Below are 15,595 nucleotides of genomic sequence, written 5' to 3'. Positions count from 1 at the left end.
AAAAACAACGACAGGCCGGACCCTACCGACCTGTCGAGGGTGCGTTATGTTAGGCAGAGCCGCGGGGCGTGTCAAGTCACGCCCCGCGGCCGCCCCCGGGGAGATCACGGTGGGCGGGCCTTTTCCGGCCCGCGCCGTGCTCAGTTATCGCCGTCGCCCGTGGGCTGCGGCGCCGAACCCTCATCCTGGGCCGGCGGCGGGGTGACGCCCTCCCCATCCCCCTGCGGCAGGGTGTCGGATTCGGGTTCGGCCTGGGCCGGCTCCGGCATCTCCAGGGTAAGGCCCTCGCCGTGACGCCGGCGGCGCCGTTCCTTGTGATAGGCCAGACCGGTGCCGGCGGGGATCAGCCGGCCGACGATGACGTTCTCCTTCAGCCCCCGCAGGTCGTCCCTTCCACCACGCACCGCGGACTCGGTGAGCACGCGGGTGGTCTCCTGGAAGGAGGCCGCGGAGATGAAGGATTCGGTCACCAGGGAGGCCTTGGTGATCCCCAGCAGGACCCGCTCGTAGAGGGGGGGCTGCTTCTCCGCGCCCAGGCGCTCGATCTCCTCCAGGACCCGGGAACGATCCACCTGCTCCCCGGTGAGGAAGCGGCTGTCCCCCGGATGCATGATGTCCACCTTGCGCAGCATCTGGCGGATGATCACCTCGATGTGCTTGTCGTTGATCTTCACGCCCTGCAGACGGTAGACGTCCTGGATCTCCTGCACCATGTATTCCGCCAGGGCGGTGATCCCCAGCAGGCGCAGGATGTCGTGGGGGTTGGGTTCGCCCTCGGCGATCACCTCCCCCTTCTCCACGTGTTCCCCCTCGAACACGCTCACCTGACGCCACTTGGGGATCAACTCCTCGTGGCTCTCGCCCGTCTTCTCCTCGGTGATGATCAGGCGCTGCTTGCCCTTGGTGTCCTTGCCGAAGCTCACCGTGCCGGAGCGCTCTGCCAGGATGGCGGACTCCTTGGGTTTTCTCGCCTCGAACAGATCGGCCACCCGCGGCAGACCCCCGGTGATGTCGCGGGTCTTGGAGGATTCCTGCGGGATGCGGGCGACCACGTCCCCCACCTCCACCGTGGAGCCGTCCTCCAGGTTCACGATGGAGTTGGCCGGCAGGACGTACTGGGCCGGGATATCGGTACCGGCCAGGCACAGGTCACGGCCCTGTCCATCCACCAGCTTCACCATGGGCCGCAGGTCCTTGCCGGCGGATCCCCGGGACTTGGGATCGATCACCACCGTGGAGCTCAGGCCGGTGACCTCGTCCACCTGTTTGGTGACCGTGACCCCCTCGATGAAGTCGTGCAGACGGATGGTCCCCGCCACCTCGGTGATGATGGGGTGGGTGTGGGGGTCCCAGGTGGCCACTTCCTGGCCGGCGTCCACACGCTCCCCGTCCTCCACCAGGATGACGGCGCCGTAGGGCAGCTTGTAGCGCTCGCGTTCGCGCCCGGCCTCGTCGATGACGCCGATCTCACCGGAGCGGGACACCGCCACCAGGTTGTCCTGCTTGTTCTTCACCGTCTTGATGTTATGCAGACGGATGGTGCCCTCGGCCTTGACGGTGATGTTGCTGGCGGCCGCGGTCCGGCTGGCGGCACCGCCGATGTGGAAGGTGCGCATGGTCAGCTGGGTGCCCGGCTCACCGATGGACTGGGCCGCGATGACCCCCACCGCCTCGCCGATGTTCACCTCGTGGCCACGGGCCAGGTCACGGCCATAGCACTTGGCGCAGATGCCGTGGCGGGTCTGACAGGTGATGGCGGAACGCACCACCACCTCGTCCACGCCGGCCGCCTCCATGGCGTCCACCTTGGCCTCGTCCAGCAACGTGCCCTTGGGCATGATGACATCGCCGTTGAGGGCCAGGACATCCTTGGCGGTGACCCGCCCGAGCACCCGCTCGCGCAGGGGTTCCACCACATCGCCCCCCTCGATGATGGGCTTCATGACGATGCCCTCTTCCGTGCCGCAGTCCTCTTCGGTGACCACCAGGTCCTGGGCCACATCCACCAGACGACGGGTCAGATAACCGGAGTTGGCGGTCTTGAGCGCCGTGTCCGCCAGCCCCTTGCGCGCGCCGTGGGTGGAGATGAAGTACTGCAGCACGTTCAGGCCCTCACGGAAGTTCGCCGTGATGGGGGTCTCGATGATGGAGCCGTCCGGCTTGGCCATGAGGCCGCGCATCCCCGCCAGCTGGCGCATCTGGGCGGCGGAACCACGGGCACCGGAGTCGGCCATCATGAAGATGGAATTGAACGAGGGCTGACGCACCGTATTGCCCTCGGCGTCCACCAGTTCATCCGTACCCAGCTTCTCCATCATGGCCTTGGAGATCTGGTCATTGGTATGGGACCAGATGTCCACCACCTTGTTGTAGCGTTCCCCCTTGGTCACCAGACCCGAGGCGTACTGGTCCTCGATGTCCTTCACCTGGGCCTCGGCGGAGGCCAGGATCCCCGTCTTCTCCCCGGGAATGACCATGTCGTTGATGCCGAAGGAGATGCCGCCCCGGGTGGAATAGCGGAAGCCGGTGTACATGAGCTGGTCGGCAAAGACCACCGTCTCCTTCAGGCCCACGCGGCGGTAGCAGGTGTTGATGAGGCTGGAGATGGCCTTCTTGTTCAGGTCCCGGTTGACCACCTCGAAGGGCAGACCGTCGGGCAGGATGCGCGACAGCAGGGACCGGCCCACGGTGGTGTCGTAGCGCTTGAAGGACTCCACACGCTCGCCGGACTCATCAAAGGTCACCTCGCGGATGCGTACCTGCACCCGGGCGTGAAGTTCGGCCACACCGTTCTCATAGGCCCGGTGCACCTCGTCCACGTCGGCGAAACGCATGCCCTCGCCCTTCACATTCACCCGCTCACGGGACATGTAGTACAGCCCCAGCACGATGTCCTGGGAGGGCACGATGATGGGGTCGCCGTTGGCCGGGGAGAGGACGTTGTTGGTGGACATCATCAGTGCCCGGGCCTCCAGCTGCGCCTCCAGGGACAGGGGCACGTGCACCGCCATCTGGTCGCCGTCGAAGTCCGCGTTGAACGCGGCGCAGACCAGGGGGTGGAGCTGGATGGCCTTACCCTCGATGAGCACCGGCTCGAAGGCCTGGATCCCCAGGCGGTGCAGCGTGGGGGCCCGGTTGAGCATCACCGGGTGCTCCCGGATGACCTCGTCCAGGATGTCCCAGACCTCGGGCCCTTCCCGTTCCACCAGCTTCTTGGCCGCCTTGATGGTGGTGGCCAGGCCACGGCGGTGCAGCTTGCCGAAGATGAAGGGCTTGAACAGCTCCAGGGCCATCTTCTTGGGCAGACCGCACTGATGCAGGCGCAGGGTGGGCCCCACCACAATCACGGAGCGGCCGGAGTAGTCCACGCGCTTGCCCAGCAGGTTCTGGCGGAAACGGCCCTGCTTGCCCTTGATCATGTCCGCCAGGGACTTGAGGGGGCGCTTGTTGGTGCCGGTGATGGCGCGGCCGCGGCGGCCGTTGTCCAGAAGGGCGTCCACGGACTCCTGCAGCATGCGCTTTTCGTTGCGCACGATGATGTCCGGGGCGTTGAGTTCCAGCAGCCGCTTGAGGCGGTTGTTGCGGTTGATCACCCGGCGGTAGAGATCGTTCAGGTCGGAGGTGGCGAAACGACCGCCGTCCAGCGGCACCAGGGGGCGCAGGTCCGGCGGCAGCACCGGCAGCACCTCCAGGATCATCCATTCGGGCTTGTTGCCCGAATCCAGGAAGGATTCGATGATCTTGAGGCGCTTGGCCAGGCGCTTCACCTTGGTGTCGGAGTTGGTCTCGCGCACCTCGGTGCGCAGCCGGCTGGCCTCGGCCTGCAGATCGATGGAGCGCAGCAGCTCATACACCGCCTCGGCGCCCATGCGGGCGTCGAACTCGTCCCCATGCTCCTCGATGGCCTCCAGGTACTGCTCGTCGCTCATGAGCTGGCCACGCTCGAGGGTGGTCATGCCCGGATCGATGACCACGAAGGCCTCGAAGTAGAGGATGCGCTCGATGTCCCGCAGGGTCATGTCCATGAGCAGACCGATGCGCGAGGGCAGGCTCTTGAGGAACCAGATATGGGCCACGGGGCTGGCCAGTTCGATGTGGCCCATGCGCTCACGGCGCACCTTGGTCTGGGTCACCTCCACACCGCACTTCTCGCACACCACGCCGCGGTGCTTGAGGCGCTTGTACTTGCCGCACAGGCATTCGTAGTCCTTGATGGGCCCGAAGATCTTGGCGCAGAAGAGCCCGTCCCGCTCCGGCTTGAAGGTGCGGTAGTTGATGGTCTCCGGCTTCTTCACCTCGCCATAGGACCAGGAACGGATCATCTCCGGCGAAGCCAGGGCGATGCGGATGGCGTCGAATTCCTCCACCTGGCCCTGCTGTCTGAAGAGATTGAGAAGGTCTTTCATCGATTCACCTCGATAGAGTTGGAGCACGCACGTCCCGGAGGGCGGCGGGGCGTCCATGGGCCCCGCCGCGGGGCCTCCCTCAGTCCTGCTCCAGTTCGATATTGATGGCCAGCGAACGGATTTCCTTCATGAGCACGTTGAAGGATTCGGGGATGTTCGCTTCCATCCGGTGATCGCCGTCGACGATGTTCTTGTACATCTTGTTCCTTCCCTGAACGTCGTCCGACTTGACGGTGAGCATCTCCTGCAGGGTGTAGGCGGCGCCATAGGCCTCCAGCGCCCAGACCTCCATCTCGCCGAAGCGCTGGCCGCCGAACTGGGCCTTGCCGCCCAGGGGCTGCTGCGTCACCAGGCTGTAGGGCCCCGTGGAACGGGCATGCATCTTGTCATCCACCAGGTGGTTGAGCTTGAGCATGTGCATGTAGCCCACGGTCACCGGCCGGTCGAAGGCATCGCCGGTGCGCCCGTCGTAGAGCGTCGCCTGACCGCTCTCGGGCAGATCCGCCAGCTTGAGCATGGCCTTGATCTCCGTCTCCTCGGCCCCGTCGAAGACCGGGGTGGCCATGGGCACGCCCCTGCGCAGGTTCTTCGCCAGTTCCAGCACCTCCTCGTCGCTGAGGCTGGAGAGGTCCTCGCGGCGGGTGCGCTCGTCGTGGTTGTACACCTGGTCCAGGAAGCGGCGCAGTTCGTCCACCTCCGCCCTGGCCTCGAGCATGCGCCCGATCTTCAGGCCCAGCCCCTTGGCGGCCCAGCCCAGGTGGGTCTCCAGCACCTGCCCCACGTTCATGCGCGAGGGCACGCCCAGGGGGTTGAGGACGATGTCCATGGGGGTGCCGTCCTCGGTAAAGGGCATGTCCTCCACCGGCACGATCATGGAGACCACCCCCTTGTTACCGTGGCGGCCGGCCATCTTGTCCCCCGGCTGCATGCGGCGCTTCACGGCCACGTAGACCTTGACCATCTTGAGCACCCCCGGGGCCAGGTCGTCCCCGGCGGTGAGCTTCTCCTTCTGCTCCCGGAAGCGCTTCTCGAAGTCGTCATGCTGGGCCTTGATCTGGGCGGCCATGAGTTCCAGCTGCTCGTTGACCTCCTCGGAGCGCATGCGGATCTCGAACCACTTCTCCCGGGGCAGTTCCCCCAGGTAGCTGCGGGTGACCTTGGCCCCGTCCTTCAGCCCCCCGGGACCGCCGGCGGCCAGCTTGCCCACCAGGAGCTTCTCCACGCGATCGTAGACATCGTCCTCGTAGATGCGCAGCTGATCCTTGAGGTCCTTGCGCACGGACTCCAGGGCCGCCTCCTCGATCTGCAGGGCGCGCTTGTCCTTCTCCACACCGTCGCGGGTGAATACGCGCACATCGATGACCGTGCCGTCGATGCCGGAGGGGACGCGCAGGCTGGTGTCCTTCACGTCCGAGGCCTTCTCACCGAAGATGGCGCGCAGCAGCTTCTCCTCGGGGGTGAGCTGGGTCTCGCCCTTGGGGGTCACCTTGCCCACCAGGATGTCGCCGGGCTTCACCTCGGCCCCCACGAAGACGATGCCGGACTCGTCCAGCTTGGACAGCAGCCCCTCGGAGACGTTGGGGATGTCGGCGCTGATCTCCTCGGGCCCCAGCTTGGTGTCCCGGGCCACACAGGTGAGCTCCTCGATGTGGATGGAGGTGAAGCGGTCCTCCTGCACCACCCGCTCGGAGATGAGGATGGAGTCCTCGAAGTTGTAGCCGTTCCAGGGCATGAAGGCCACGAGCATGTTCTGCCCCAGGGCCAGTTCCCCCATATCGGTGGAGGAACCATCCGCCAGCACATCGCCCCGGGCGATGACATCCCCCACCCGCACCAGGGGGCTCTGGTTGATGCAGGTGTTCTGGTTGGAACGGGTGTACTTGGTGAAGTTGTAGATGTCCACACCCGGTTCGCCGGCCTCGGTCTCGTCGTCGTTGACCCGCACCACCACGCGGGCGGCGTCCACCGAGTCCACCACCCCGCCGCGGCGGGCGACGATGGAGGAGCCGGAGTCGATGGCCACCGTGCGCTCGATGCCGGTGCCCACCACCGGGGTCTCCGCCCGCAGACAGGGCACGGCCTGGCGCTGCATGTTGGACCCCATGAGGGCGCGGTTGGCGTCGTCATGCTCCAGGAAGGGAATCAGCGCCGCCGCCACGGAGACGATCTGCTTGGGCGAGATGTCCATGAACTGGATCTTGTCCGGCGTGGACATGGTGAACTCGTTCTGGAAGCGGCAGGACACCAGCTCGTCCGTCAGGCGCCCGTCATCGTCCAGGGTGGCGTTCGCCTGGGCGATGACGTAGTTGCCCTCCTCGATGGCCGAGAGGTAACGGATCTCCTCGGTCACCTTCCCGTCCACCACCTGCCGGTAGGGGGTCTCCAAGAAGCCGTAGCGGTTGGTGCGGGCATACACCGCCAGGGAGTTGATCAGGCCGATGTTGGGGCCTTCCGGGGTCTCGATGGGACAGACGCGGCCGTAGTGGGTGGGGTGCACGTCGCGCACCTCGAAGCCGGCCCGCTCGCGGGTCAGACCGCCGGGCCCCAGGGCCGAGATGCGCCGCTTGTGGGTCACCTCGGACAGGGGGTTGTTCTGATCCATGAACTGGGACAGCTGGCTGGAGCCGAAGAACTCCTTCACCGCCGCCGCCACCGGCTTGGCGTTGATGAGCTCCTGGGGCATCAGGCCCTCGCTCTCGGCCACGCTCAGGCGCTCCTTCACGGCGCGCTCCACGCGCACCAGGCCGACGCGGAAGACGTTCTCCGCCATCTCCCCCACGCTGCGCACACGGCGGTTGCCCAGGTGGTCGATATCGTCCACCTGGCCGTTGCCGTTGCGGATATCGATCAGGGTGTGCAGCACATCCAGGATGTCCTGGTTGTCCAGCACGCCCGCACCGGTCTCCTCCTCCCGGCCCACGCGGCGGTTGAACTTCATCCGCCCCACGGGGGAGAGATCGTAACGATCCTCACTGAAGAACAGGTTACTGAACAGGGTCTCGGCGGCCTCCTTGGTGGGCGGCTCACCGGGACGCATCATGCGGTAGATCTCCACCTGCGCCTCCAGCTGCGAGCGCGTGGTGTCGATCTTCAGGGTATTGGAGATATAGGGCCCGTGGTCCAGTTCATTGGTATACAGCACCCGGAAGCCCTTCTGACCGCTCTGCCGGATCCGCTCCAGCAGATCGGGCGTGAGTTCGTCATTGGGGTTGGCGATCACCTCGCCGCTGTCCTCGTCCACCACGCCATGGGCCAGGATCTTGCCGATGACGGCATCATCCGGCACCTCCAGGGAGCTGAGTCCCGCCTGTTCCATCTGGCGCACGTGGCGCGCGGTAATGCGCCGGCCGGCCTCCACCAGCACGTCGCCCCCGATACGGATGTCGAAGGAAGCGGACTCGCCCCGCAGGCGCGCGGGCACCAGCTCCATCTCGAACCCCTCCGGACGCACCCGGATCTCGGTGGTCTCGAAGAAGGTGGCGAGGATCTCCTCGGTGTCCATCCCCAGGGCGCGCAGCAGGACCGTGGCCGGCAGCTTGCGGCGGCGGTCGATGCGCACGAAGATGGCATCCTTGGGATCGAACTCGAAATCCAGCCAGGACCCCCGGTAGGGGATCACGCGGGCATTGAACAGCAGCTTGCCGGAACTGTGGGTCTTGCCCTTGTCGTGATCAAAGAAGACCCCCGGGGAACGGTGCAGCTGGGAGACGATGACCCGTTCCGTGCCGTTGACCACGAAGGTGCCGTTCTCGGTCATGAGGGGCAGTTCGCCCATGTAGACCTCCTGCTCCTTGATGTCCTTGACGACACGGGAGCCCGCGGGGGCATCCTTGTCGTAGATCACCAGGCGCAGCAGCACCCGCAGGGGGGCCGAATAGTTCATGCCCCGCAGCTGGCACTCCTTGACGTCAAACACGGGGTCACCCAGACGATAGCTGACATACTGCAACTCCACCGTGCCGGAGTAGCTCACGATGGGAAACACCGACTTGAAGGCGGCGTGCAGACCCACGTCCTCACGCCCACCGTCCTGGGGGTCGCGCATCTGGAGGAACTGCCGGTAGGAATCAATCTGCGTGGCCAACAGATACGGAACATCGAGGATCTGGGGCCGTTTGCCGAAATCCTTGCGGATTCGCTTCTTCTCGGTGTAGCTATAAGCCATTGTGATTCCTCACACTAGAATCGACACGCCACTCACAGGAGACAGTGAGCCGGGACAAGCAGAAAGAGGCCGGCGGTGTGACCACCGCCAGCCCCTGGACTGAAAGGACGGGTCCTTCCTGGAACAACCAGTCCAATGCCTTACTTCAGTTCGACACTGGCACCCGCTTCTTCCAGTTCCTTCTTCATCTTCTCGGCGTCGTCCTTGCTGGCCCCTTCCTTGATGGTGGCCGGCGTGCCTTCCACCATGTCCTTGGCCTCCTTCAGGCCCAGACCGGTGAGACCGCGCACGACCTTGATCACGCCCACCTTGTTGGAGCCAAAGCTGGTCATCACCACGTCGAACTCGTCCTTGGCCTCCTCGGCGGCCTCACCGGCACCACCGCCGGCAGCGGCCGGGGCGGCGGCCACGGCGGCCGCGGCGGAGACGCCGAACTTCTCTTCCATCGCGGAGATCAGGTCCACGATCTCCAGGACGGTCATGTTGGAAATGGTTTCCAGGATCTCTTCTTTCGAAACTGCCATTGATCTAACTCCTCAGAGGGTGAAACACCCGATTCGGTTCAATGAATGGGTCAGGCGGCGGCCTGCTTCTGATCGCGGATGGCGGCCACGGTACGGACCAGTTTGCCGGGCACCTCGTTGACGGTGCGCGCGAACTTGTCCATCGGGGCCTTCATCGTTGCCATGAGCATGCTGATGGCCTCATCGCGGCTCGGGATGCTGGCCACGCGGTCGAGTTCCGCGGGACCGAGCAACTGCCCGCTCAGGGACACCATCTTGCACTCAAGCTGCTTGTGGCTCTTGGAGAAGTCCTTCACCAGACGCGCGGCGGCACCGGGATCTTCCTGGGAGAAGGCCAGGACCAGCGGCCCCACCATCCCCTCCTGCATGCACTCGAAGTCCGTCCCCTGTACCGCACGGCGGGCCAGGGAGTTCTTCACCACACGCAGATAGACCCCCGTTTCCCGCGCCTTCTGGCGCAGTTCGGTCATCTCCGCCACGCTCAGACCACGATATTCGGCGGCGACCGCCGAATGCGCTTGAGCGGCCACCGCGGCGACCTCAGAGACAATCGCCTTCTTGTCTTCGAGATTCAGTGCCACGGATTACCTACCTCCTGTCTGACGACGGGGCTTGCGCCTCCGCCGCTGAGTGATAAAGTCGGGAGGATTTCTCCCGACCCACTTCACGGCGTACCCTCAGCAGGAAGAACCTGAATCGGGAGACACCGTCTGCGCAGGCGGCCGGGGCCATTAAGCGGCGTCCGGGACGCCGCGCCTGCGGTCTTGGACGGCTGCCGGACACGCCGGCAGTCCCACCCAAATACCAATCACTTGCAATCATCCGCCCACCCCAGCAGGGGACGGCACACACCCCGCGTACGCAGCCACTGCGGCGCGGGGCTTGGATTCAGAGCCTGCGGCCTCAGAGGGAAAGGGAGCCCTGATCCACCGCAACCCCCGGACCCATGGTGGTTGAAAGGGTCACCTTCTTCATGTAGACGCCCTTGGCGGCCGAGGGCTTGGCCTTCATCAGGTCACCCAACAGGGCCGCCAGGTTCTCCTCCAGGGCCTGGGGCTCAAAGCTCACCTTGCCGATGCTGCAGTGGATGATCCCCCCCTTGTCGGTACGGTAACGCACCTGACCGGCCTTGGCGTTCTTCACCGCCGTGGCCACATCGGTGGTCACGGTACCCACCTTGGGGTTGGGCATCAGCCCGCGGGGACCCAGGATCTGCCCCAGCTGGCCCACCACGCGCATGGCGTCGGGACTGGCAATGACCACGTCGAAATCCAGGTTGCCGGCCTTCACCTGCTCGGCCAGATCGTCCATGCCCACGATGTCGGCGCCGGCCTCCTGGGCGGCGTCGGCATTGGCCCCCTGGGTGAACACGGCCACGCGCACGGACTTTCCGGTGCCATGGGGCAGCACGGTGGAACCGCGCACCACCTGGTCGGACTTGCGGGGATCCACCCCCAGGTTCACGCTCACATCCACCGACTCGGAGAACTTGGCCGAGGCGGTTTCCTTGAGCAGGCCGATGGCCTCATTCAGGGGATAGAACTTTCCGGGCTCCAGCTTCTCGCGGATGGCCCGCATGCGCTTGCTCAGCTTCGCCATCTTACAGACCCTCCACGTCCAGGCCCATGCTGCGGGCACTGCCGGCGACGGTGCGCACCGCCGCATCCATGTCCGCCGCGGTGAGATCCGGCCACTTGGTGCGGGCGATCTCCTCCACCTGCTCGCGGGTCACCTTGCCCACCTTGGCGGTGTTGGGCGTGGCGGAACCGCTCTTGATGCCGGCCGCTTTCTTCAGCAGCACGGCCGCCGGCGGGGTCTTGGTGATGAAGGTGAAGCTGCGGTCGGAATAGACGGTGATCACCACGGGAATCGGCAGACCCGGCTCCATATCCTGGGTCTGGGCGTTGAACGCCTTGCAGAATTCCATGATGTTCACACCGCGCTGACCCAGCGCGGGGCCCACCGGCGGACTGGGATTGGCCTTGCCGGCCGGGACCTGAAGCTTGATATAAGCCTCGATCTTCTTTGCCATGGTACAACTCCTGGGTTCGGGTGCGGACGCCTTGCGGCTCCCCGTGGGAAAGACCCGGGGCCCCCGGTCGGGACCCCGGTTTCATGCCGTGATGGATCTCAGGTCTTTTCCACCTGATGGAATTCCAGCTCCACGGGCGTGGAGCGACCGAAGATCTGAACCGCCACCAGCAGACGGTTCTTGTCGTAATTGACCTCTTCCACCACACCATTGAAGTCGTTGAAGGGCCCCTCGATGACCCGCACCACTTCGCCGGGCTCGAAGAGCACCTTGGGACGGGGCTTCTCCGCCCCTTCCTGCATGCGGTTGAGGATGGCCTCGGCCTCCTTCTCGGAGAGGGGGGTGGGCCGGTCCTGGTTGGCGCCGATGAAGCCGAGCACCCTGGGCACATCCTTCACCAGATGCCAGGTATCCTCGTCCATCTCCATCTGCACCAGCACGTATCCGGGGAAGAACTTGCGCTCACTCTTGCGCTTCTGCCCATCCCGCATCTCCACCACCTCTTCGGTGGGGACCAGGATCTCGCCGAACCGGTCTTCCATGCCCATGCGATGAATGCGCTCCCTGAGGGAGCGCTTCACCTGGTTCTCGAAACCGGAATAGGCATGCACGACGTACCAACGCAGGGCCATCTTGACTTCCCAATTCAGCGAATGAATTCGCGGATCGACCACCCCAGGAGCATGTCGATCAGCCACAGGAGGATCGCCACCAGGAGGGTGACGGCCAGGACCACCAGGGTGGTCTGGACCGTCTCGGCCCGGCTCGGCCAGACCATCTTGCGGACCTCGGTGCGGGACTCCCGGAGATAGCCGGCCAGGGCGCGCCCCTTGGCCGTGGTCATGCCGATGGCCACCGCCACGCCGGACACGGCCACAAGGCCGATGGCCCGCAGCAGAGCGGACTGATCGGAGAACCAATAGAATGCGACGATGCCCGCTACCAGCAACCCGACCGCCAAGCCCAGCTTGGCGGTATCGAGGCCGGAACGTTCAACTTCCGTTTTGCCTGCCATGGGATAGGAATCGACCCGGTTGCTTGCGCAACAGACTGCGAGAGATGGCAGGCCAGGAGGGACTCGAACCCCCAACCTGCGGTTTTGGAGACCGCTGCTCTGCCAATTGAGCTACTGGCCTGTAAACTTCAGGTACAGGAGGGAAAGATACAGGATACTCCGGATGGATGCCAGAGGCGGGATCCGGAGAACCACTCGATCCGTCTGCACCGGCCGCGCACCCTGAGGTGCGCGGCCCGTGGTACCGTCTTACTCGATGATCTTGGAGACGACGCCGGCACCGACGGTGCGGCCGCCTTCGCGGATGGCGAAGCGCAGACCGTCTTCCATCGCGATGGGGGCGATCAGGGACACCGTCATCTTCACGTTGTCACCCGGCATCACCATCTCCACCCCTTCCGGAAGATCCACCGATCCGGTCACGTCCGTCGTGCGGAAATAGAACTGCGGACGGTAGCCGTTGAAGAACGGGGTGTGGCGACCCCCTTCGTCCTTCGACAGCACATACACCTCCGCCTCGAACTTGGTGTGGGGCGTGATGGAACCGGGCTTGCACAGCACCTGCCCACGCTCCACCTCGTCCCGCTTCGTACCACGCAGCAGCACGCCCACGTTGTCCCCGGCCTGACCTTCGTCCAGCAGCTTGCGGAACATCTCCACACCGGTCACCGTGGTCTTCTTGGTGTCGGTGATGCCAACGATCTCCACTTCGTCGCCCACCTTGACGATGCCGCGCTCCACACGCCCGGTCACCACCGTGCCGCGACCGGAAATGGAGAACACGTCCTCCACCGGCATCAGGAAGGCCCCATCCACCGCACGCTCCGGCTCGGGGATGTAGCTGTCCAGGGCTTCCATCAGCTTCTCGATGGCCGGCACACCGATCTCGGAGGTGTCCCCCTCCAGGGCCTTCAGCGCGGAACCCGTGACAATGGGGGTGTCATCCCCGGGGAAGTCGTAGCTGGACAGCAGGTCACGAACCTCCATCTCCACCAGCTCCAGCAGCTCCGGATCGTCCACCATGTCCGCCTTGTTCAGGAACACCACAATGCTCGGCACACCCACCTGGCGCGCCAGCAGGATGTGCTCCCGCGTCTGCGGCATCGGGCCGTCCGCAGCGGACACCACCAGGATGGCTCCGTCCATCTGCGCCGCACCCGTGATCATGTTCTTCACATAGTCCGCGTGTCCGGGGCAGTCCACGTGGGCATAGTGACGATTGTCCGATTCGTATTCCACGTGCGCCGTGGCAATGGTGATCCCGCGGGCACGCTCTTCCGGGGCGTTGTCAATCTGGTCGTAACCCCGGGATTCCCCGCCGTACTTCTTCGCCTGGCACACCGTCAGCGCCGCCGTCAGCGTGGTCTTGCCATGGTCCACGTGACCAATCGTGCCTACGTTCACGTGCGGCTTCTTACGCTCGAATTTTTCCTTCGACATGGTCTAAAGCACCCCGGTTGAAGTTCTTGCTATCCCGCGCGGAACGGTGCGGGACCTGACTGCTGACTGGAATATGGAGCCCATGACCGGACTTGAACCGGTGACCTCTTCCTTACCAAGGAAGTGCTCTACCGACTGAGCTACATGGGCAAAAACCGTGTACCGCCTTCCCTGCGGCATCAACTCAACTTGTTGGAGCGGGTGATGGGAATCGAACCCACATCATCAGCTTGGAAGGCTGAGGTTCTACCATTGAACTACACCCGCGAAACCCGCCGTGATATCAGGGCGGCCCGAGCGCTTCGCGGCGGCGCCCCGCGCCTGCCGCACCCTCACCCGTCTTGCACTGTATCCGCCGCATGCGGCGGACCCGAAAATCTGGTGGAGGGGGAAGGATTCGAACCTTCGAAGGCTGAGCCAGCAGATTTACAGTCTGCCCCCTTTGACCGCTCGGGAACCCCTCCAGATGCGAAAGGCCAGCATTATTCTCTCGTGCGGAGCGCATGTCAACACCCCTGTGGGGGTGGCGCTGAATGAAATGAAGGCGACACGCCCGTTTGCTAGTATCCACCTGTCACCGGGGCCGCCGGCCGCCTTTCCGCCGGTCCCGAAGGATCACGGCCGCACCCCAGGCCCCATCACCAGAGGAATACCATCCCATGAAGGTCACCATCTACGGCTCCGGCTATGTCGGCCTGGTCACGGGCGCCTGCCTGGCGGAGGTGGGCAACCACGTACTCTGCGTGGACGTGGACCCGGACAAGATCGACCGGCTCAACCGGGGCGAGGTCCCCATCTACGAGCCGGGCCTGGAGGCCATGGTCACCGAGAACACCCAGGCGGGCCGGCTGGCCTTCACCCTGGACCCCGCGGAAGGGGTGCGCCACGGCCTGTTCCAGTTCATTGCCGTGGGCACCCCCCCGGACGAGGACGGCTCGGCGGATCTGCGCCACGTGCTGGCCGTGGCCCGCACCGTGGCCGAACACATGGATGAATACCGCATTGTCGTGAACAAATCCACCGTACCGGTGGGCACGGCGGACCGGGTGAAGGAGGCCATCCGCGAGATCCAGCAGGAACGCGGGGCACAGGTGGACTTCGACGTGGTGTCCAACCCCGAGTTCCTCAAGGAGGGTGCGGCCCTGAAGGACTTCATGAAGCCCGACCGCGTCATCGTGGGTACCGACAACCCGCGCACGGGGGAACTCATGCGCGCCCTCTACGCCCCCTTCACCCGCAACCATGACCGTATGCTGCTCATGGACATCCGCTCCGCGGAACTCACCAAGTACGCCGCCAACGCCATGCTGGCCACCAAGATCAGCTTCATGAACGAACTGGCCAACCTGGCGGAACGCCTGGGGGCGGATATCGAGGACGTACGCCAGGGGATCGGCTCGGACCCGCGCATCGGCTACCACTTCATCTATCCCGGCTGCGGCTATGGCGGCTCCTGTTTCCCCAAGGACGTCAAGGCCCTGGAGCGCACGGCCCGGCAGGCCGGGTTCGAGGCGCGCCTGCTCACCGCCGTGGAGGAGGTGAACGAGCGCCAGAAAGAGCGCTTGTTCCAGAAGCTCCACAGCCACTTCGGCGGCGACCTCAAGGGCCGCACCATCGCCCTCTGGGGTCTGGCCTTCAAGCCCAATACCGACGATATGCGCGAGGCCTCCAGCCGCCGCCTCATGGAGACCCTGTGGGCCGCCGGGGCCCGGGTGCGCGCCCACGACCCCGTGGCCATGGAGGAGTGCACCCGCATCTACGGCCATCGCGATGACCTGATCCTGTGCGACGACCATGAACAGGCCCTGGAGGGGGCGGACGCCCTGGTCATTGTCACCGAGTGGAACGTCTTCCGCAGCCCGGACTTCGAGCGCATCCGCAGGTCCCTGAAACAGCCGGTGATCATCGACGGCCGCAATCTGTACGAGCCGCGCCACATGGAGGACATGGGCTTCGCCTACTACGCCATCGGCAGGGGGCGCAGGGATTGATCCCCCGCCCCGGGGAGGACTG

General features: G+C 65.0%; 10 protein-coding genes and 4 tRNA genes. 1 reads left to right on the top strand and 13 read right to left on the bottom strand.

Annotated features, from left to right (window positions below):
• Window positions 1-140: 140 nt before the first annotated feature.
• The 13 genes from rpoC to CKO33_RS04210 form a co-directional block, all read right to left on the bottom strand.
• Window positions 141-4,406, bottom strand: a complete 4,266-nt coding sequence (gene rpoC, locus CKO33_RS04270) for a DNA-directed RNA polymerase subunit beta' (protein ID WP_200179613.1) — start codon at window positions 4,404-4,406, stop codon at window positions 141-143.
• Window positions 4,407-4,485: 79 nt separating this feature from the next.
• Window positions 4,486-8,571, bottom strand: a complete 4,086-nt coding sequence (gene rpoB / locus CKO33_RS04265) for a DNA-directed RNA polymerase subunit beta (protein WP_200179611.1) — start codon at window positions 8,569-8,571, stop codon at window positions 4,486-4,488.
• Window positions 8,572-8,711: 140 nt separating this feature from the next.
• Entirely contained in the window at window positions 8,712-9,095 is a 384-nt protein-coding gene (rplL, locus tag CKO33_RS04260; RefSeq protein ID WP_200179609.1) for a 50S ribosomal protein L7/L12, read from the bottom strand.
• 50 nt (window positions 9,096-9,145) lie between these two features.
• Window positions 9,146-9,670 (bottom strand): 50S ribosomal protein L10, encoded by a 525-nt coding sequence (gene rplJ / locus CKO33_RS04255; protein ID WP_200179698.1) that lies wholly within the window; start codon window positions 9,668-9,670, stop codon window positions 9,146-9,148.
• 328 nt (window positions 9,671-9,998) lie between these two features.
• A complete protein-coding gene (rplA, locus tag CKO33_RS04250; protein ID WP_200179607.1) occupies window positions 9,999-10,694 on the bottom strand; it encodes a 50S ribosomal protein L1 in 696 nt (231 codons plus the stop codon).
• 1 nt (window position 10,695) lies between these two features.
• Entirely contained in the window at window positions 10,696-11,127 is a 432-nt protein-coding gene (rplK, locus tag CKO33_RS04245) for a 50S ribosomal protein L11 (protein WP_200179605.1), read from the bottom strand.
• A 98-nt stretch (window positions 11,128-11,225) separates the two neighbouring features.
• Window positions 11,226-11,759 carry a transcription termination/antitermination protein NusG gene (nusG, locus tag CKO33_RS04240; RefSeq protein ID WP_200179603.1) on the bottom strand — a complete coding sequence of 178 codons (534 nt, stop codon included), beginning with the start codon at window positions 11,757-11,759 and terminating at the stop codon, window positions 11,226-11,228.
• A 14-nt stretch (window positions 11,760-11,773) separates the two neighbouring features.
• On the bottom strand, window positions 11,774-12,142 hold the full coding sequence (gene secE / locus CKO33_RS04235) for a preprotein translocase subunit SecE (RefSeq protein WP_200179601.1): 369 nt from the start codon (window positions 12,140-12,142) through the stop codon (window positions 11,774-11,776).
• 45 nt (window positions 12,143-12,187) lie between these two features.
• Window positions 12,188-12,263: transfer RNA gene (locus CKO33_RS04230), tRNA-Trp, on the bottom strand.
• A 128-nt stretch (window positions 12,264-12,391) separates the two neighbouring features.
• Entirely contained in the window at window positions 12,392-13,582 is a 1,191-nt protein-coding gene (gene tuf, locus CKO33_RS04225) for an elongation factor Tu (protein WP_200179600.1), read from the bottom strand.
• 74 nt (window positions 13,583-13,656) lie between these two features.
• Window positions 13,657-13,732: transfer RNA gene (locus tag CKO33_RS04220), tRNA-Thr, on the bottom strand.
• Between the two features lie 43 nt (window positions 13,733-13,775).
• Window positions 13,776-13,849 (bottom strand) — tRNA-Gly (locus CKO33_RS04215).
• 112 nt (window positions 13,850-13,961) lie between these two features.
• Window positions 13,962-14,046 (bottom strand) — tRNA-Tyr (locus CKO33_RS04210).
• 195 nt (window positions 14,047-14,241) lie between these two features.
• Between CKO33_RS04210 and CKO33_RS04205 the strand changes: the two genes are divergently transcribed.
• Window positions 14,242-15,573 carry a UDP-glucose dehydrogenase family protein gene (locus CKO33_RS04205; protein WP_200179597.1) on the top strand — a complete coding sequence of 444 codons (1,332 nt, stop codon included), beginning with the start codon at window positions 14,242-14,244 and terminating at the stop codon, window positions 15,571-15,573.
• The last annotated feature ends 22 nt before the right edge of the window (window positions 15,574-15,595 follow it).

Origin of the sequence: Ectothiorhodospira mobilis (assembly GCF_016584115.1) — a bacterium.
GTDB classification, from domain to species: domain Bacteria; phylum Pseudomonadota; class Gammaproteobacteria; order Ectothiorhodospirales; family Ectothiorhodospiraceae; genus Ectothiorhodospira; species Ectothiorhodospira mobilis.
This window is presented reverse-complemented; position numbering and strand designations above follow the sequence as displayed.